The following is a 19,489-nucleotide window of genomic DNA, read 5'->3' as shown; positions in this document are numbered from 1 at the left end:
AATTGATTTGTTAGTGATAATAAATCCGTGATTTTTAATCCAAACAGGAAAGAGTTGCCGCTCTTTCCTGTTCTTGTTTAGTGATGTTCCTACATAGGCATTTCTTTTTTTGTTATGTTATCTTCTGTTTTTCCTTTTCTAAGAAATAGATTTAGTCCAGTTCCTGTGTATCATTATTTTTCGTTTGGCATAGCTCCCGTCAGCTTGTCTTATTCGCTTTGGAAATTCTACCTGGATAGGTAAGGAATTGGAAATAATGCTTAATACTTGTTCAATACTCTCATCAACAAAGGTTGCATACAAGGTATAGTCAGCCAGCGATGGATCCGATAACTGGATCTCCACATTATACCAGCGTTCCAACTTTTTTAGAATATCTCCGAAGTTTTCGTCCTGAAGCAGAAGTTTTCCGTCTTTCCATCCGGTGTAGGCCGTCATATTGGTTACCTCACTGGCTTTAATTTCTTTTGTTTCCGAGTAGTACAGTGCGGTATATCCCGGACTCAAGGCATATTCCTTTGTATTGTTTTCAGGGATCAGGGTCACTTTTCCTTCCACCAGGGTTGTGCGGACAATCTGGTCATCAGCAAAAGCGTTCACATTGAATTTCGTTCCATACACCTTGATTTTCATGTGTTCGGTGGAAACCAACATGGGGGCAGCAGGGTTCTTTACCACCTCAAAATAAGCCTCTCCCTGCAATTGAATTTCCCGTTGATTGGGTTGAAAAACTACCGGAAATGTCAGACTGCTTCCGGAATTCAGCCAGACCAAAGAACCGTCGGGCAGCACCACCTGGGTTTTTATGCCCAGGGGGGCATGAAACGTGTGTTGGGCCACCAAGCCGGAAGCCGGTTGAGCTGGGAACTGTAATATTCGCGTTTGCTGATAAAAATAAAAGGTGGTTAGCAACAGCGGGAGAGTCAAAACAGCAGCGATACGTGTGAACCAAAGGCTGACTGTTGTTTTCTTATTTGCCAGGATCCTTGGCCTCTCAATTTGCTCCAAGACACGATTGAAAGATTTATCGATCTGTTTGTGGTCAATTTCTGCTCGTTGAAAGGAGAGAGTACCGAGAATGCGCTGTGCATATTGAAATTCTTCTTCACGGATCGAGTACTTCTGAATGAACTGAACTTTCATCCGTTGAGGATCTTTCAGCGCTGCCCGCAGATCATCCTGAAAGTTTTCATCAGCAAGAAGTTGATCCAGTTTTTTGTGGTTTACCATATCTTGGGCTTTTCTGCTCTTTACTTGAATAGAGAGTAAAAAGTAAAAAAGGTACCCGGTAATCTCTAATTTTTTTTTCGAAAAAATACAAAAAGCGTTAGCCTGAGATCTTTCAGAGAATCCACTCCTTCCTGTAGTTGCCGGTTGGTGTGAAGGCGCAGGTGGGTAAGGGCCCGTTGCATCAAATTTTTAACGCTTTGCTCGTTAATATTCATAATCAGAGCAATTTCGCGGTAAGGCAAATTGTTATAAAAGCGTAGCAATATCAGTTCGCGTTGCCGTTCGGGAAGCCTGTTTATCGCCCGAATCATGGACTGTCGAAGTTGCTCCGTTGTTTCCTCCACCTCCATAAATTCGGCTGGTTCGAAGAGGAAAGCCGCCTGGGTTTCGACATCAGTCGTGTCCGGAAGGTCGTGTCCGAAATATTTCTCTTTATTTTCGAACAATTTACGCCGCAAACAGCTGATCAGGTAGGCTTGTGGATTTAGAACTTCTCCAAGGGTACCTCTTTTTTCCCAGATCCGGATAAACACATCCTGGATCGAGTCGTCGATCAAATCGGGTAAGTGAAGGATCTTTAAGCCATAGTGGTACAAATCCGGGTAATAACAGGAGAAAAGGTCAGCCAGTGCTGCTTGATCTCCTTTCTTCATTCTTTCCCAGACAGACCTTTGTGTTATGATACTTTGCCGGATACTCACAAAATTAGCTACTTACAGAAGGGTTTGAAAAACAAAACAAGCTCAAATCAGAATTTTAAAATTATGACTAAAACTTGAATTGTACAAGCCAGCTTGTTCCAATCCGGTGAACCGACATAAAAAGAACGTCCCTTACCGAAAAGACCTAAATAAGAAATTCCCCGGGATGCCTTTATCTTTTTCCTTGCTGCCCCGCCAATGAATACCGGAGTTTACGCTGTGCTTTTCGCTTATTGAACCAAACCAGGAAACCGGTTACCGGTAAGCTGGCGCTGATTAAACTGACGATAAATGCCAAAATCTTTCCGGGTAAACCCAGAATGGCGCCGGTGTGAATGTCGTAATTCATCAGGTCGAGCTTATCGGCCGCATTGGCATCGACGAACTTTTCTGTTGCCAAAGGCTCCAAGGTATAACGGTCGTAAAAATACTCGTCGTGGTGATAGAACTTTCCCTTTTTGTTGAACACCAAAATCTCGATCGATTCATCTTCTTCCGCTAAATGAGGAGTCATGTAGATTCGCTCCGGATTTGGGTTTTGGGCAAGCGTCAGGTACCAGGCACGGTCAATGGCAGGGATGCTATCGCTCACCGCCAGGGCAGCCTTCGAAACATCAGAATGCGGATGCGTGTGTGCAGCCTTTATTTCACCTCCGGAAGCCAGGTAGTACACCGAATTTTCGAACCATTTAAAGCTCCAGATCAAACCGGTGCAGGCAATGATGAGCACAAAAATCAGGATGTAAAATCCGGAAACACTGTGTAAATCAAAAATCAAACGTTTAAATCCAGCCTTCCAGTTAATCCGGAGGCTTCGTTCACGGTACTTCTTTTTCCAGCTCGCGGGCCACCACATGATGAGTCCGGTGATGAGTAGAACAACATAAATCAAGGCGCCAATTCCCACTACCCTTTTACCGATTGCTTCGGGCAGCCACAGGTGACGGTGTCCTTTCATGATAAACTGGAAGAAATCGAAACTACCATGCAACACGGCTTCCTGCTTGCGGATGAACTCACCGGAATACGGATTCATAAATACAACGCCAAAGTCGAGCTTATCGTTCTCCGTATAGTAAAAACCAACAGCAGCTGCTCCCGTCTCATCTTCATAAGTCAGGCCGGTGGGCGTTTTCCCCGGCATATAGACCAGCGCCGTATCGACCAACTGGCTTGGCGGAACAAAAGCCCTGTCCTGCGCCTCCACAAAGCGCCAGGGCTCCAGTGCATCTTTAATTTCCGTTTGAAAAACATAGAGGCAACCGGTGATGCTGACAATAAAAACGATTAATCCGGAAGTTAAGCCCAGCCAAAGGTGGAGCCATCGGCTAAGCTGTCTCGCCTTGTTTCCTAATAAACTCATTTTGTACCTGTTATGATGATTTAAAAATGGGGCAATACCGGAATTATCCATCAGGATAAAACCGGTATTGAGTTGGTGCAATGCTATTGGTTATAGTTTGAAAAATCCTGCAACGAAGTTTGCTTCCACTTCAGCGCCTTTAATGGCGGTGTAATTGGTCAGGTCAATCCGGTAAATGTAAGTGCTTACTTCTTCCGGAATGCTCATGTAAATATAGTTGCCGTCGTACAAAGCAGTTGATGCCAGCGTTCGGCCAATACCGGTATGCTCGGGAATGTTGCTGATATAGTTGATGGTTTTATGGTTCAGATCAAGTACTGCCGGACGAAGCGGAGCATCCGACCAGGTGGACTGTTCACTGCGATCGGAGGTATTCATTTCGGCAAATACCTTCCCGTTGCCCAGGTAGATCAGGTGGGCAGTAGTTTTTCCTTCGGCAACATCGTTAAAGCTGAACAGGTAGTTTTGGTCAAACTCAGTGCCGTTACGGTTGATTCGTAAAATAGCTGGTTCCCGCGTAAACTGGCTGAACCCATTGGCCGGATTGCTGTGCGACAGGGCGTAAACATTGCCGCTATCATCTTTAATCAGTCCCGATTTGGTGCCGAAACCGCCAATCGGACCGGTACGGTCATCGGTCATCACTTTCACAAACTCCAGGGAAGGGTAGCTAAAAACGGCCACCTGTGCCTGGTCGGTGCTTGGTGTTGCATAGGTGGTGGGGTCGCTGATGTAATAGCTCAGGTACAGGTAATTGCCGCTTTGTACCATGCCCGAATAGCTGGGGCCGGAAACGGTGGTCAAATTAGAAACCGCGATGGATTTTGTAGTACTTACCGTTACGCTTCCCGGTTCCATGATGTGAAGTTTCACCACATCCGAGTTGGATGAGATTTCAACACCAACCAGTTTTTGGTCTTCTGCTTCAATAACATCCTGCAAGCTGTTGTCGAACGATAAGCCTCCTCCAACTTCCCGGATCGAACCATCAGCTCCCTTCGTCAATCTGACAATTCCGGCTGTTCCCAACCCACCGGTAGAGAAGATCTGATCGCCTATCTTGTCGTACGAAAAATAGCCCAGCTGGTGGTAACCTTTTCCAACAGCCGACAGGCTTCCGCTCATGATATCATCAAAGCGGACGGTATAATAATCGTAGTTGAAATTGGCCCCGGCATAGGCCAGCGTGAGCACAAAGGCATCGTTGCCGGTGTATTCTTCTTCCGATTCTTTATCTGTACAGGCTGTGAACAGCGCCGTTGAACCAATTAATAACGACAGCAAAGTTCGTTTCGAAATGTCATTTAAAAATTTCATGTGGTATAAATTTTATGGGTTATTCAATCAATTTATTTAAAGCGTGTAACGCAGCTTAACAGCAAATGAACGACCCGGCTTTTGCAGGTAATATTTGTCGTACACCCGGGCATCGAGCATATTGCGGCACTCGGCCGAAATATTGTACTTGCCGTTCTGTATGCTGTAACTCACTTCCAGGTCGTGTGTTGTTTGGCGAGGAATAACATAGTTGTTGTTGGACGAACCCATTTCGGTCCAGGTCAAAAAATATTTCTCCACAAAATTGAAGAAGTAGTTCAGGTTCAAGCTCGAAGAGGGAGCTCCTACGCGGGCGAAGCTAAGACCGGCATTTACACTTCCGAAAAAGTAGGGTTTGTTGGGCAGGCGGTATCCGTAGTGATAGTTTTTCTGCCAGCCCGAACCGGTATAGGAATCATTCCGGATGAATGCTGCCTGGTCGGTGATATCCTGAAAGGTTACATTTCCACCCAACCGGAACCATTCCTGGTAACGGTACAGGAAGTTTCCTTCCACTCCGAGCACCCGTGTTTTATTCAGGTTGTCGTAGCGGGTTTTCGGGCTGGCAATGGTCACAACGGTGTAGATCAAATCGTCAGCTTCGCGGTAAATAAAACTGCTGCCTAAAGCAAACTCAGATGCTTTCATCCGGAACCGGTACTCGGCTCCTAAATTGAAATTGTCGCTTTGCTCCGGCCCCAAATCTGGGTTGGCATCGATAAACAAGCCATCGCCAAAAATTTCCTCCGGCATGGGCATCCGCGAACTGTGTTCGTACGATGCCTTTACCTGAAGCTCCGGCAAGATGAAATAGGTTGAAGCAAGTCCGTACCCAACATTATGCTGGTAATTTTTGACCGCTTCCACGCGCTGGGTTTCCAGCGCAAAGTCAAATTCTTTGGATGTTTTTGCCCGGGTAAGAAAGGTTTTCCCAAAAGCGGTCATGCTCCACCTCCCGTTGAAATCGAACTTGTAAGCCAGGCCCAACACGTTTTTGGTCAGCGACTTCGGGAACTTGCTGTCCGCCAGTTCAGGGTTTTCCGCATCAAAGGCTTTGCGGTGGAAATAGCTGAAAGCATAATTCAGTGCCAGCGAGCTTCGTGTGCTCAGCGCATAGCCCACATTCAGCTGATTGGTCCATTCTTTTTCATCCAACGTAGTAAAGGTCCGGAAGTATTCACCGTCATTCGATACCTCTCCGTCGCCGGTCGTGGTGACAGTGGCCTCGCCCAGCCAGTTGTAACGCACCCCGCGCAGGGTGTCGGTTACCTGCGACTCGTTCAGGCTAAAGGCGCTGTACAGGCTGACATCCAGCCCGTCGGTGAACAAATTCTTTTTGTTGAAGCGCAGGTTGGGGATCAGCGATTGGCTGTTGCGCATGATGCCCCCGTAAACAGTGCTCATGGTGGCCCCGTGTTGCACTTGTTTGTCGCTGGCCGAAGCAATAAGCCCGAAAAGCAGGTTGTCGGCATAGGTTTTATTGACTACCCCGGTTTCAATTTTGACGGTGCCCGAACGGTAGCGATCGTGAAACCGGCGTACTTCAGCCGTATCGACAATCACATTGTTGCGCACAATTTCCGCCAGCACCTTGTAATCGTTGTCCGAATAATTCAGGAAGGCGTTGGCGCGAAAGGTAAACCCGTTTTGCGGGTTGGTCCACGCCCCGTTTACCGATGCCCGGTGTGTGTGAAACGAACCGATTGAGTAAGAGGCATCGAAGTAAGCGGGGTTCCGGTTGGTGATGATGTTCACGGCGCCCCCCAGGGCATCGGTGCCTAACCAAACGGGCACCACCCCTTTGTACACGTCGATGCGTTCGATCAGGTTCACCGGCAGGTCACTCAGGCCGAGCGACGAACCAAAATTGTCCATCGGAATGCCGTCCATGAAAAATTTCACCTGGTCGCCCGAGAAACCGTTCAGGGTGAAGTTGATGTCCGAACCCAGTCCGCCATCTTCCTGAATGCGGACACCCGAGATGCGGTTGATCACGGCTTTGGCATCCGCTGTGCTGTTGAACAGTTCTTTGGTCGATACCGAAGCTACTTGATAGGCTTGCTCAATCACCCGACGGGTAGCTGACTTCCCGTTCACCACCACATCATTCAGGGTGTAGGTTTCCTCCTGCAAGTGCAACTCCACCTTCAGTTCCTGGCCAGCTTGCAGCTCAATTTCCTTGTGCGCCGGCTCAAAGCCCATGCAGCTGGTCTGGAGCAAATAGCTTCCCGGCAATAATTCACGAAACCCGAAACTGCCGTCAATGTCGGTGGCTGTTCCTTTTTGCTGATGTACCAGCAGCACATTCACTCCGGGCAGACTCTCCCCGGTATTCGACCGGATTACACCAGAAATGCTGCTCCTTTCAGATTGACCGTGAGCCAGATCCCCGATTGTCATTACGACAATTAAGGTCAGAGTTACCCGAATCAGCTTTTCCCTGATATTCAATAATTTCAATGTTGCCATGTTTTAATTGATAATGCATCGATTTCCCGGACTGCTACATTCCTCCGGTTCGATGTGGGCAAAAGTAGAGTGGGCGGGCGGGGTTGGCAATCCCCATTTGTTGGGATTCTGAAGCCTCTGGTCACCGTGTTTTTGGAAAAAACTTACCTTGAAGTAGCAAATCGTGAAGCAAACGAATTGGCGTATCAATGAAAGCTAATTCCGGATTGTGTCACTGAAAAAGAAAACAACGACACTCGGGAAGTAGCAGCTAAATCGGGTGTTTGGCGCCTAAATGGGTTTTCGGGAAAGGGTTGTTACAATTGAAAGTGCTTATCATCCGAATAGCTGGTGTGGTTTTTATTCCGGAAGAAAAGATACAGGTTCCAGCTCTCCCCGCCCTCCACAGAAGGATGCTCGAGGATACTTTGTCCCTCGCTCCGGATGCTGCCGGTCGCTATGGGCCCGAGGAGCTGCCCTTCTCGTGCCCACATACAGAGCAATTCATCACCGGCTGATTCGGCCTTGGATTGGGCTTCCGGGTTCCAGCATAAAACAACCTGACTGGAGTTATCGGCACTTCGTGCAGCCGTCAGCTGCTGGGGCTGCGGCAAAGGACCCGTCGAGAAGTGCAGGCGCGAATAATCAGCCAGCTCGCCGTTTTTGTCGAAAGCTCCGAGGTTGGCTTTCAGAAACAAGTTGTAGGCCGTCAGCTTTTTCGTAGCCGATAGTTTCCAGATCGGGATCACCACGCTTTCGCGAACCGAATTGTAAAAAACCCGCGCTGCCTGGAACCGCTTGCGCTGCTGCTGTTGCTTTTCGCTCCAGCTGCCGGGTTTCCGGCGTTCGGGCAAGCTGCGCACAATCACTTCGTCACCATACGGTACAAATACCAGGTTGCCTATTTTTCCACTCAGGTAGAGTCCTGGAAAGGATTTGGTTCGGGCCATATTCGTAATTATTACATCATTTACGCAATTTTTCTCTTTACTTTTTCTTAGTTAGATAACAGAAACCTAACAGAAAGTAAAAATAAACTTAGTATAAAGTTAGAACTTTATCCGGGCATTGTCAAGCGGGAGAGCACAGGGAAACCGCTTTTAATAATTTAAGCTGCTATTCTTTCCCACAGAAGATCGAAAACTCCCCCTTCAAGGTCAGTACCATCCTGTCAGCCACGGCGTACCGTGGCCCTACACACCGGAATAAATCCGAAATATCTCCAAACAAAAAAGCCAGGTACGGTCACGACACGTCGTGACCAACAGGCCAGACCATGGCTAACCGCCTATATCAACTACCCTGCATATCCCGGGAATGCCTTATGCATCAGGAACTTTAAACGCTTGTGTTCTTGGAAAGAGTGAACGATATTTTAAAGACGATTTCCCTGTCTGGAAAGCCCCGGGTGGCACTACCCATATTTTTTGCTATTTTTGTTTGTCAACCTTACTAAACCCTGATGACAAAAAATGATAAACAACTTTTCCACTTGCTGCTGACGGGAGATGAAACTTCCTTCAAGGTTGTTTATCAGCATTTCTACCCCCGACTGTATTATTTTGTGCTTGAATATCTTCCGCACCACGAGGTGGCCGAAGATGTGGTGCACGACACCTTTCTGACCCTGTGGCAGAAGAGGTCCGATTTGCAGGTTGACAGCAACCTGAATGCCTACCTGTACACCCTGGCCAAGAACAACAGCCTGAAAAAACTGCGTGACGAACGCTACCGGCAACGGCTGTTGCAGTCGCCCAGCTTTCATCCGCTGGAGCTGGAGCTGAATGCCGGGGCTTTGATGCGGTTGGAAACCACCGAAAGCGATTTTTCCGAGATTGAGCATCTGGTACAGGCCACCCTGGAACAGCTGCCGCCGCAATGCCGGCAGGTGTTCGAGCTGAGTCGCTTCGTCCACAAGAAAAACCGCGAGATTGCCGATGAGCTGGGTCTTTCGGTTAAAACGGTGGAAGGCCATATCACCAAGGCCATCAAGCTATTTAAAATAAACCTGAAAGATTATTTGCCGCTGCTGGGCTTCCTGCTCGTTCGCTGATTTTCATTTTTTTTCAAAAAAATTGCCAACCGGGCAAGGGTATTTCGTTTTCGGTGGATTATATAACCGAAGTACGAAATTATGGAAAAGGAAAAACAACTCATTGAACTCATCTCCGGGAACCTGGATGCCGCACAGCGGGAACAGGTGTTGAAAGAAATTGGCCAGGATCCGGCTTTACGCAAGCAATATGAAGACTTGAAAAATGCCTGGGCCTTGTCGGCCTCCCAGACGAAGATGGGCAAACAACAAATCGAAGCCTCCTATCACAAGTTCCGCCAGAAGCAGCCCGCCGCAAAGGGCCGGATGCTGAAGATTTCAACCGTGATGCGGTATGCAGCCATCCTGCTGGTCATTTTTGCACTGGGCATCTATCTCGGACAACTAATCACGAGCGGGCCGGGCAGTATTTCCGGTATAGAAACAACGACTGCCGAAATCCGGGTGCCCAACGGCGAAAAGGCCGAACTGACCCTTCCGGATGGCTCGCGGGTGTGGCTCAACTCCGGCACCACCTTCCGTTTTCCGCAACAATTTGCCGGAAACAGCCGGGAGGTCAGCCTAACCGGTGAGGCCTTCTTTGAAGTGGTGAAAGGAAAGGCGCCCTTCATTGTTTCATCTGATTACGGCGACATCCGCGTGCTGGGCACTTCGTTTAACGTGAGAGCCTATGACAACCTGGATTTTCAAGCCACCCTGGTAGAAGGGAAAATCCAATTTAATACCGAAGACAAGGAGCAGCTTCTGGCGCCCGGCCAGCAACTTAGCCTCACAGCCAGGCGGGAACTGATCGTTGAGGCGGTGGACACCGAAAAGGCCATCAGCTGGAAGAACGGCTTTATTTCGTTTGAGAACGAACCTTTAAGCGAAGTGACGAAAAGATTGGAACGCCACTTCGGCATACAGATTTCGCTGGATGAGCAGCTGGCCCCGATCCGGTTTACCGGGACAATTTATAACGAAACAGTCACCGAAGTCATGGCCTACATTCAAATGACCAAACCTATAACTTATGCCTATGATCAAAAACAAGGAATATTAAAAATAAGTACCAACTAATCAGCAAGAAACAAAAAGACAGGATGTGCGAGATCCTGCCTTTTTTCGAATAACCTGATTCAAATCAAATTACTCACTTCAAATTGTAAAATTATGGAAAAAAAACGATGTAGTAATGGCATCAGGCCATTTCTTTATCAAAACCTAAGACGTATGAAACTGACCCTGTTACTAATCATGCTTACGGTTTTCAGCAGTTTAGCTGCCGACTTGTACTCCCAGAACACCAAGCTCAGCCTGGAGTACCAAAATGAAAAGATCGTTACCGTGCTTCGTGAAATTGAAGACAAAAGCGAATTCCGCTTCTTTTTTAACGAAGAGATAGATGTAAATTCAAAAGTTTCTATCGACGTAAGCAATGCGCCGATCCAAACCGTAATGGATGAGATTTTTCGGGATAAAAACGTTAATTATGAGATTATTGGCCGGCAAGTCATCCTTCGTGCCGGAGTAAAAATGAATCAATCGCAGCAACCTGCCAACGTGAGTGGTAAAGTGACCGACTCTTCCGGGCAACCCCTTCCCGGGGTAACTGTAGTGGTGAAAGGAACCACAGCAGGCACGATTACCGATGTTGACGGGAATTACAACCTGAGTAATGTTCCGTCAGATGCGGTGTTGCAGATTTCATTTGTGGGGATGAAGGCGCAAGAGATCCCGGTAGGCGGAAAACGGGAAATTAGTGTCACCCTAACGGAAGAAACCATTGGTCTGGAAGAAGTGGTTGCCGTAGGTTACGGTACGCAGAAAAAGGTTAACCTGACTGGTGCCATTGCTTCAGTTAGCGGTGAGGATATAGTAAAACGGCCGGTGACAAATGCGGCATCCATGATACAGGGGTTGATGCCTGGTGTTCAGATTACTCAAAATTCGGGCGAGCCTGGCAATGAAGGTATCTCGATCAGGATTAGAGGAACAGGAACCTTCAGTAGTGCCGGTTCTGATCCATTAGTTCTGATTGATGGGATTCAAGGCGATTTGTCTGATTTAAATCCAAATAACATTGAAAGCGTTTCTGTCCTGAAAGATGCGGCTTCGGCATCTATTTACGGGTCCAGGGCCGCTAACGGTGTAATTTTGGTGACAACCAAAACAGGTGAAGAAGGAAAAATCAACATGGAATACAGTGGTAATTATGGGATACATAAACCAACAAAGATGTATAACCTTGTCACAAATTCTGCTGAGTATATGGAGCTATACAATGAAGCTCGCTTAAATTCAGGGCTGAATTCTTCATTGTATTCGCAAGAAATGATTGACGCTTATCGGAATGCTACAGATAGGAATTTGTATCCGAATACAGATTGGTTGGATTTAATCTTTAGCCCGGCACCAACCCAGACTCATAACTTAGCTTTCAGCGGAGGAAGTAAATCGACTAAATTCAATATCTCCCTGGGCTACGTGAACCAAGAGGGTGTAATGAAAGGATTTGATTATGAAAAATTCAATACCCGGTTCAATATAAGCTCTATGGTGAACGAAAAAATCAAATTCGGCGGCAGTATGTCGGTGAAGAAGGGTGAACGCTCTGGTCCAAGGTCAGGTTCGCAAGATTCTTTTGTTGCAGCCATGGCCCAACCACCTACATATGGGCCTTATTTGCCTGATGGCAGTGGCAGATATACATTTAAAGCCTACGATTTTGAATACAACAACAAAAACCCGATCGCCATTATAGATGAAAAGGTATTTCAAAATACGACCGATTATGCTATTACCTTGCAGGGTTGGTTAGATGTTGAGCTGACCAAAAACCTGAAATGGTACACCAAGGCAGCTACAAATCTCGATTTCAGTAAATTTGACGATTTCCGGCCTCAGGTTCCATTGTACAACTTCCACACAGGTGATTATATGACGTTGCTTGATGTGGGAGGCGCGGGTTTAGTTGTGCAAGATGATCAAAATGTGTATCAAAACCTGTACACCTACCTGAGTCTTGAAAAGAAATTGGGAGACCATAACTTTTTTATACAGGGAGGTTACAGCATCGAAGATAACATTTACCAATACCTGAGAGGATACCGGAAAGAGTATCCGAGTGATATCCTTCGCCAGTTGAATGCCGGTAGTCCTTCAGTCCAACAAGCCAACGGAACAAAGAATGAATGGGCGCTTATGTCATTTTTTGGACGCTTGAATTACAATTATAAGGATCGCTATTTGTTCGAGGCCAACATCCGTCGTGACGGTTCCTCTCGCTTTGCATCAGATTCGCGCTGGGGAACTTTCCCTTCATTTTCTGCAGGATGGCGGATCAATGAAGAGAATTTTATGAAAAGTCTGAACGCCTCCTGGTTAAATAACCTAAAGTTGCGTGGTTCATATGGTGAGTTAGGAAACCAGAATATTGGTCTATATCCTTATCAATCGATGCTTGCTTTATCCAGCAACTATTCTTTCGATGATGCAAGTTTGGGCTCAGGGGTTGCCCAACAGTCTCTTTCAAATGAAAAGATTCGCTGGGAGTCAACCAGTGTTCTGGATTTTGGATTGGACGTGACCGCTTTCAATGGATTAAGCCTTACTTTAGATTGGTACAAGAAACGAACTACAGATATATTGAGAGGCTCTCAGGTTACCGGGGTAGTAGGACTCAATCCACCAACCATTAATAACGGAACGATGGAGAATACAGGTATTGAAGCCACCCTTCAGTATCAGAATCATCTAAAAGGTGGATATTTTGCAGGTTTAAACTATCGTATTGGTTTGAATGCCGATCACTACAAAAATAAGCTGGTTGATTTTGGCGCACGGGAAATCAGTGGATATTACCTGAGAGAAGAAAGCTATGAATGGGACACATTCTATATGCTTGAACAAATTGGCATTTTCCAGTCAACTACAGAAATTGCCAATTCTCCCAAACAGTTCAATGATGCTACAGTACCGGGTGACTTAAAATTTAAAGATGCCAACAAAGACGGAAAAATTGACAACGATGACCGGGTTCCTATAAAAGGACGTTACCCTGCCCTTAACTATTCTATGAATTTTAGTGCCACGTGGAAAGGATTTGATTTATCAGCCCAATTGCAGGGTGTCCATAATGTGAAATACTACGTGGATGGTTGGGGTACAATACCCTTTGTTCAGGGTGCCCCTCCGACCACCGACTGGAGAAATCGCTGGACAGAAGAGAATCCTTCAACCACGATGCCACGGATTTACTGGGGATGGGGCGCTCCGGAACGTATAAGCCGAAGATCGACATGGTACCTTCAGGATGGTTCTTACTTACGATTGAAAAATTTAACAGTTGGTTATACGCTGCCTAATCAGCTGACCCAACAAATTGGACTGAAACAATTACGAATTTATTTCTCGGGAGACAATTTATTTACTATCACCGACTATCCGGGTTTGGATCCAGAACGGGGAGGAAGCGGATCGTTTGTTAACTACCCTCAGAATAAGATTTATTCCTTCGGGTTGAATGTTAAATTTTAAAATTTTGAATCATGAAACGATATAAAATACTCATCATCTTCATATCAGTCCTCTTTTTCGGTGGATGTAGCGATTATCTGGACAGACAACCTTTGGATCAGATTTCTTCCAGTACGTTTTGGCAGTCAAAAGGAGATTTCGAAATGGCATTGACAGCCATATACGGCATAAATACAACTGGTGCTTCCTGGGATAATTACCCAGGCGGAGTTTGGGCTTATCACTTGCCGAACTGGGATAATCTGACTGACAATAGCTTCGGTCAGCATAACTACTTTAATACGAAGAATATTGTTGCCGGAGATATCACATCAACAACCGGAGGCTATCAATCAGTGGTATATTCACTCAGTTATCAGGCAATTGCCCGTATCAATATTTTCCTCGGCCAGCTGGGCCAATATGAAGGCTCGGATATGTCAGATGCCGAGAAGAAGATTGCTGAGGCAGAAGTTCGTTTCTTTAGAGCTTACTATTATTTCCAATTGTATTGCACCTACGGCGATGTTCCTCTTGTTCTTGAACCTTTAACTCTTGAAAATCAGTTACAGGCTAAGGTGTCCGAAGATAAGATCTACGAACAAGTTTTGACAGATTTGGATTATGCCATTGCTAACCTGAATACCGTTCCGTACTACGTCAACACAGGGCACGTCGCACAATCGACAGCTCAAGCGCTTAAGGCACGGGTGTTAATTTATGAAGCTTACGGCTCAACCGGGGTACCGGACAACAACCTTTTGGGTCAGGTAAGGGATCTGTGCCTGGATATTATGCCGAAATACGAGTTAAGCCCCGTTTTCGAGGATCTTTTTCAGGATAAAGGGCAAAGTGGCAATAAGGAAATCATTTATGCTGTGAACTACCTTGCTCCTGATAATGTACCGGCCTATGGCACCGATTTAATATATGGGGACTGGATAATTGTGAGTCCGCTGCAAAGTTTCATCGATGCTTTTGAGTGTAGCGATGGCCTTCCATGGGGAGTGTCCCCACTTACCGATGAGGATAATCCGTTTGAAAATAGGGATCCGCGGTTAAATAAAACGGTATTTGTCGACCACCCTGACTGGGGAGATGGGAATATACATTTTCCTACCAACAGCAGGCCAACAGGTTACGGGTTGAAAAAATTCCTTTGCCCGGAAAATACCCCTATTGGATATTCAACACTTAGCCAACAGAACTCCGTCGTTCTTCGTTTAGGAGAGGTTCTGTTAATGTATGCTGAAGCCCAAAATGAAATTGCCGGACCGGATGCATCTGTGTATCAGGCAATGGAAGACCTGAGGGCACGGGTTGATATGCCACCCTACCCGGCAGGTTTGAGTAAAGAAGAAATGCGCGAACGGATTCGCCATGAACGCCGAATTGAATTGGCTTTTGAAGGTCTGCGCTATTTCGACTTAAAAAGATGGCACATTGCCGGGGATGTTTTGAATAATGTTACGGATGGTTTGGTTGAATATAACTGGGAGGACAGGTTCTATCACTGGCCGTTGCCCCAAAGCGAAATTGATAAAAGTCAAGGAGTTCTAATCCAGAACCCTGATTATCAATAGTCAATAAAGCAGTGGGACGAGAGAGGATTTCTTTCTCGTCTCCTACTCTTTCATCTGGCTTAAACAGCATCAAAATGAAAAGAAAAATACTTCAAAAAATCTATTTATTCGTTGTTCTTGTTGGAGTGTCGTGGCAGTCCAATGCTCAATTTAAACAAACAGAGCGACCCGCCGAGTGGAGTAACTTAGTTTTTGGCGGCCGCTTTATGGATCGCTTTCTCCCAATCCCCGTTGTTGGAGAGTTAACAGACGATAGATGGGGAGGCAAGAATGTCGTTCCCCGATACATTGACAACGGCATTGAGGATAGCGAATGGTCCTACTGGGGCGGCAACGTGCTGAAAGGAAAGGATGGCAACTACCATCTTTTTGTTTGCCGTTGGCGTGAGGATTCTCCCAAAGGGCACGGTGAATGGCCGAATTCCATCGTGGTAAAAGCCAGTTCCGATCATCCGATTGGCCCATACCGGGTTGAAGCAATTATCGGCAAAGGACATAATCCGGAGGCTTTCCGCTTGGAAGATGGCCGGATTGTGATTTATGTGATTGATGGATATTATATTGCCGAAAGTATGGAGAGCCCCTGGAGTTATCACAAATTTGAATTTGACAACCGTGACCGGCCTATCATAGAGGGGCTTTCCAACCTGTCTTTTGCCAAGCGTGAAGACGGTTCGTTTATCATGGTGTGCCGGGGTGGCGGAATCTGGTTCAGTAAAGACGGCATATCTCCGTATCATCAGGTCACGGATCAGCGCGTTTATCCCGATGTTGATGGACGTTTTGAAGATCCAGTTATTTGGAAGACAAACATTCAATATCACATGATTGTAAACGACTGGTATGGCCGGATCGCGTATTATTTGCGCTCAAAGGATGGGATTCACTGGAAAATTGATCCAGGAGAAGCCTACATTCCAGGGATTACCAACTACGAGGATGGAACCACAGAGGATTGGTTTAAATATGAGCGAATTAAAATCCTTCAGGATGAATACGGCCGGGCGATACAGGCAAATTTTGCAGTGATTGATACCTTGAAATTTGAAGACAAGCCCAACGATCGGCATAGTTCAAAAAATATCAGTATCCCTTTAACGGCTGGCAAGCTCATCACCATTCTGAACAAAGAGAAGATTGGTCCGGATACACCTGAAATCCGGCTTCAAGTTCAGGCTGAAGAAGGATTTGATCCTCATTCGGATATTGATTTAAGCTCGTTACATTTTGGAGCGTCCGAGGAAGTTAACTTTGGACGGGGCAGCAAATTGGTTCGAACCGAAAAAGCAGGTGTTAACTTAATTCTAGTATTCGAAGGAGCCGGAAACGGACTGTCGGAGGATAATTTTGTAGCCAAGCTGTTAGGTAAAACCAGCCAGGGACAGTTGCTGTTTGCCTATGCCCGGCTGCCGTGGCTCAATTACAATGAGCCCGCTCTGTCGGCTCGGTTGCCGGTTGCTGATAAGCTGGAGGCGGGTTGTAAATTGCAGGTTGAAATTCAAAATTTTGGACAGGTACGCTCCAAAGTCAGTTCGGTTAAGATTGAACAGCTGTTGGACGGGCAGTCCAATATGGTTGCTTCCGGGGAGATTCCTGAACTCGAGCCTTTTGGAAAGATAATGGTTCAGTTGGTCAACAACAAAAACTTTGTGCCGGATACCGAAAGCCAGGTGAAAGTAACCATCGAAACCGAAGGCCAAAATACTGAAACGTTAACCGGAAAATTGAAAACACACGAAATAAGCAACAAATAGCCAGAATTAAAACAAAGACTCATGAAAATCTGGCAAAATCGGTTCTTGTTTTACCACAGAAATCTAACGCTAAATCTTTCTTGTCATATTATCCGCAAAGGCCACCACAATCAGAGACATGGAGAGGTTACCTGTATAGTGTGGTCCAACTTGCGATGAAAAAAATGACGTTCAATGCAGTCACTAGCAACTAATAAAATGAAAACAAAACTATTTACAGCATTCTTGCTTCTAATCGCGATGTCTGCGGTTTCTCAGAAGTTGACGGTTACTTCCCCAAATCAAAAAATAAGTGTCAGCCTATTCAATGCCCGGCAGGTCAACACAGGCGAATGGTATTTGAAGGTCAGTTACCACAAAGATACTCTGCTTTCAGAAGTTATTCCCCGAATTAATTTGGGACTGATCAGAAATGATCAGGGTTTCTCAAAAGACCTTAAATTTCTGAAGGCGGGAACCCCCACCACTATAAAAGAAAACTATAGCGCAATACATGGTAAACGCTCCCTATGCAGCAATGAGGCCAACGAAGTGGTGGTAGCGTTCGAAAATCCCGGCAAAGCTAAAATGAACCTTATTGTCAGGGCATATAACGATGGAGTTGCATTCCGGTATGAATTCCCTGAAAAAGAAGGCGCATTTACTATTCAGGACGAACTCACTGCTTATGTCATATCCGATACTACCGAACGCTGGCTGCAAAAGTTTGATCTTTCGAACGAAGGCTTGTACAGCCACATGAAAGATGACCAGGCGAAACAAAACTGGAGTTACCCCGCGCTTTTCCATGTTGGCAATAATGCTTGTTGGTATCTTGTGCATGAGGCCGATGTGGACAGAGACTATTGTGCAACAAAGCTCAGCAATCTTGACGACCAATCTTCATACAAGGTAAGCCTTCCTTATCCTCACGAAGGCGAAGGAGAGGCCTTGCCAACCATTAAGCTTCCCTGGAAATCGCCGTGGCGTGTCATCATTGTTGGCGGCTTATCCGATATTGTTGAATCGACATTGGTGGACGATATTTCCAGCCCTTCGGTTTTAGATGATACCGATTGGATCCAGCCGGGCAAGGTGTCTTGGAACTATTGGTCAGACAATCATGGCACCCGCGATTTTAAAACCGTTTGTGAGTTTACCGATTTGGCTGCCGCTATGGACTGGCCATACACTTTATTCGACTGGGAGTGGGATGTAATGGCCAATGGAGGCAACGTTGAAGACGCAGCAAAATATGCCCTTTCAAAAGGTGTTAAACCTTTAATATGGTACAATTCCGGTATGGATAAGTGGATTACGGCAACTCCAGTCGATCGGATGAAAACCCACGAGAATAGAATGAAAGAGTTTGCTTGGTTGCATGAGAAGGGATTTGCAGGAATAAAAGTTGACTTTTTTCTCAGTGAAAAACAATACATGATTGATTATTACCTCGATATTCTTGAAGATGCTGCCAAATTCGAATTGTTGGTTTATTTTCATGGATGCCTGGTACCACGCGGTTGGGCGCGTACTTACCCGCACCTGATGACCTACGAAGGCGTTCGCGGTGCCGAATGGTACAACAATAACCCGGAACTGACAACCACTGCCCCTGAGCATAACTCAGTAATGCCCTTTACCCGGAATGTCGTAGGTTCAATGGACTATACCCCGGTTACTTTTACCAATTCGCAGCATCCTCACATCACATCGTACGGGCACGAACTTGCCCTTAGCGTGCTCTTCGAATCAGCGCTTCAACACATGGCCGACCGTCCCGAGGGCTACTTCAATTTGCCCGATGCCGCAAAGTGGTTTTTAAAAGAAGTGCCTGCTGCATGGGACGACACGAAATTTCTGGGAGGTTTTCCCGGGCGTGATGTGATGCTTGCCCGCCAAACGGGCGACTCATGGTATATCGGAGGGATTAATTCAGAGAATAGAGAAAAGACCCAAACGATAAGCTTTGATTTCCTGAAAGCCGGGCAAAAGTATAAACTTACACTAATCGCCGACGGAATACACGACAAAATTCTTTCTGTCAAATACTTGGTAGTAGATAAGACTAGTCGGGTCGATGTGAAGTTGCTCCGCAGGGGAGGTTTTGCGGCAAGCCTAATAACGCTTCAGTAGATTTGATGTTACGATGAAAGGACAGCTATTTTTGATAACTAAGATATATTTACTGAAGCCGGTAGGAAAGGGATAGCCAGCGATACAAGCGTGACAACTTTGGCTACCGACAACTTGTTGAATATTGAACTGATCTCATTGACTGATAATGACGCGATAAAGGGAATTGTTGATGAAGTTGGCGGTGCAAGTTTAACACAGATTAATTGCGAAGGGCCAAGGTCTTAACACAGCTGATGGAAATCAGTACAAAAGCGAAAAGGGATACTTCGATCCGGACATTAATCTTGTTGCCTCCAAAGAACAATGGATACTGGCAGCCATGGATAAGCAACCCTCGAAACCGAAGGACAGCATCCTGTTTTCTTAACCGGGACATTAAAAACGAACGATCAGAACAGCAAATTAGATTTACTTTACTTGCATAT

At 46.1% G+C, this 19,489-nt stretch carries 12 protein-coding genes; 6 read left to right on the top strand and 6 right to left on the bottom strand.

The annotated features are described in order from the left end of the window. Positions 1-138 precede the first annotated feature (138 nt). The 6 genes from N2K84_RS10280 to N2K84_RS10255 all read right to left on the bottom strand — a co-directional run bounded on the left by N2K84_RS10280 (position 139) and on the right by N2K84_RS10255 (position 8,009). Entirely contained in the window at positions 139-1,230 is a 1,092-nt protein-coding gene (locus N2K84_RS10280; RefSeq protein WP_282591721.1) for a FecR family protein, read from the bottom strand. Between the two features lie 65 nt (positions 1,231-1,295). Next, positions 1,296-1,883 carry an RNA polymerase sigma factor gene (locus tag N2K84_RS10275; protein ID WP_282591720.1) on the bottom strand — a complete coding sequence of 196 codons (588 nt, stop codon included), beginning with the start codon at positions 1,881-1,883 and terminating at the stop codon, positions 1,296-1,298. A 220-nt stretch (positions 1,884-2,103) separates the two neighbouring features. Continuing rightward, complete coding sequence (locus tag N2K84_RS10270; protein WP_282591719.1) at positions 2,104-3,294, bottom strand: PepSY-associated TM helix domain-containing protein; 1,191 nt, start codon at positions 3,292-3,294, stop codon at positions 2,104-2,106. A 90-nt stretch (positions 3,295-3,384) separates the two neighbouring features. Then, a complete protein-coding gene (locus N2K84_RS10265; protein ID WP_282591718.1) occupies positions 3,385-4,611 on the bottom strand; it encodes a DUF4374 domain-containing protein in 1,227 nt (408 codons plus the stop codon). Positions 4,612-4,647: 36 nt separating this feature from the next. Beyond that, the gene (locus N2K84_RS10260; protein WP_282591717.1) at positions 4,648-7,080 is read right to left on the bottom strand and encodes a TonB-dependent receptor; all 2,433 of its coding nucleotides are present in this window, start codon (positions 7,078-7,080) and stop codon (positions 4,648-4,650) included. A 296-nt stretch (positions 7,081-7,376) separates the two neighbouring features. Continuing rightward, complete coding sequence (locus N2K84_RS10255; RefSeq protein ID WP_282591716.1) at positions 7,377-8,009, bottom strand: DUF6266 family protein; 633 nt, start codon at positions 8,007-8,009, stop codon at positions 7,377-7,379. 512 nt (positions 8,010-8,521) lie between these two features. Here N2K84_RS10255 and N2K84_RS10250 point away from each other — a divergent pair. From N2K84_RS10250 to N2K84_RS10225, 6 genes are all read left to right on the top strand, one after another. After that, positions 8,522-9,112, top strand: coding sequence for an RNA polymerase sigma-70 factor (locus tag N2K84_RS10250; RefSeq protein ID WP_282591715.1), 591 nt, complete (start codon positions 8,522-8,524; stop codon positions 9,110-9,112). A gap of 81 nt (positions 9,113-9,193) precedes the next feature. Beyond that, positions 9,194-10,171 (top strand): FecR family protein, encoded by a 978-nt coding sequence (locus tag N2K84_RS10245; RefSeq protein WP_282591714.1) that lies wholly within the window; start codon positions 9,194-9,196, stop codon positions 10,169-10,171. Between the two features lie 153 nt (positions 10,172-10,324). After that, the gene (locus tag N2K84_RS10240) at positions 10,325-13,630 is read left to right on the top strand and encodes a TonB-dependent receptor (protein WP_282591713.1); all 3,306 of its coding nucleotides are present in this window, start codon (positions 10,325-10,327) and stop codon (positions 13,628-13,630) included. 11 nt (positions 13,631-13,641) lie between these two features. Beyond that, positions 13,642-15,192, top strand: a complete 1,551-nt coding sequence (locus N2K84_RS10235) for a RagB/SusD family nutrient uptake outer membrane protein (RefSeq protein WP_282591712.1) — start codon at positions 13,642-13,644, stop codon at positions 15,190-15,192. A gap of 74 nt (positions 15,193-15,266) precedes the next feature. Then, positions 15,267-16,946 (top strand): glycoside hydrolase family protein, encoded by a 1,680-nt coding sequence (locus tag N2K84_RS10230; RefSeq protein ID WP_282591711.1) that lies wholly within the window; start codon positions 15,267-15,269, stop codon positions 16,944-16,946. A 198-nt stretch (positions 16,947-17,144) separates the two neighbouring features. After that, positions 17,145-19,061: a glycoside hydrolase family 97 protein gene (locus N2K84_RS10225; RefSeq protein ID WP_282591710.1), complete on the top strand. Its 1,917-nt coding sequence runs from the start codon at positions 17,145-17,147 to the stop codon at positions 19,059-19,061. Positions 19,062-19,489 lie beyond the last annotated feature (428 nt).

Origin of the sequence: Gaoshiqia sediminis (genome assembly GCF_025907915.1) — a bacterium.
Taxonomy (GTDB): Bacteria; Bacteroidota; Bacteroidia; order Bacteroidales; family Prolixibacteraceae; genus Gaoshiqia; species Gaoshiqia sediminis.
The sequence above is the reverse complement of the archived record's forward strand: the minus strand, read 5'-3'. Positions and strand labels throughout refer to the sequence as shown.

Excerpts from the sequence above, each read along its gene's own strand:
- N2K84_RS10280 (WP_282591721.1), bottom strand. The coding sequence starts at position 1,230 with ATGGTAAACCACAAAAAACTGGATCAACTTCTTGCTGATGAAAACTTT.
- N2K84_RS10275 (WP_282591720.1), bottom strand. The coding sequence starts at position 1,883 with ATGAAGAAAGGAGATCAAGCAGCACTGGCTGACCTTTTCTCCTGTTAT.
- N2K84_RS10270 (WP_282591719.1), bottom strand. The coding sequence starts at position 3,294 with ATGAGTTTATTAGGAAACAAGGCGAGACAGCTTAGCCGATGGCTCCAC.
- N2K84_RS10265 (WP_282591718.1), bottom strand. The coding sequence starts at position 4,611 with ATGAAATTTTTAAATGACATTTCGAAACGAACTTTGCTGTCGTTATTA.
- N2K84_RS10260 (WP_282591717.1), bottom strand. The coding sequence starts at position 7,080 with ATGGCAACATTGAAATTATTGAATATCAGGGAAAAGCTGATTCGGGTA.
- N2K84_RS10255 (WP_282591716.1), bottom strand. The coding sequence starts at position 8,009 with ATGGCCCGAACCAAATCCTTTCCAGGACTCTACCTGAGTGGAAAAATA.
- N2K84_RS10250 (WP_282591715.1), top strand. The coding sequence starts at position 8,522 with ATGACAAAAAATGATAAACAACTTTTCCACTTGCTGCTGACGGGAGAT.
- N2K84_RS10245 (WP_282591714.1), top strand. The coding sequence starts at position 9,194 with ATGGAAAAGGAAAAACAACTCATTGAACTCATCTCCGGGAACCTGGAT.
- N2K84_RS10240 (WP_282591713.1), top strand. The coding sequence starts at position 10,325 with ATGAAACTGACCCTGTTACTAATCATGCTTACGGTTTTCAGCAGTTTA.
- N2K84_RS10235 (WP_282591712.1), top strand. The coding sequence starts at position 13,642 with ATGAAACGATATAAAATACTCATCATCTTCATATCAGTCCTCTTTTTC.
- N2K84_RS10230 (WP_282591711.1), top strand. The coding sequence starts at position 15,267 with ATGAAAAGAAAAATACTTCAAAAAATCTATTTATTCGTTGTTCTTGTT.
- N2K84_RS10225 (WP_282591710.1), top strand. The coding sequence starts at position 17,145 with ATGAAAACAAAACTATTTACAGCATTCTTGCTTCTAATCGCGATGTCT.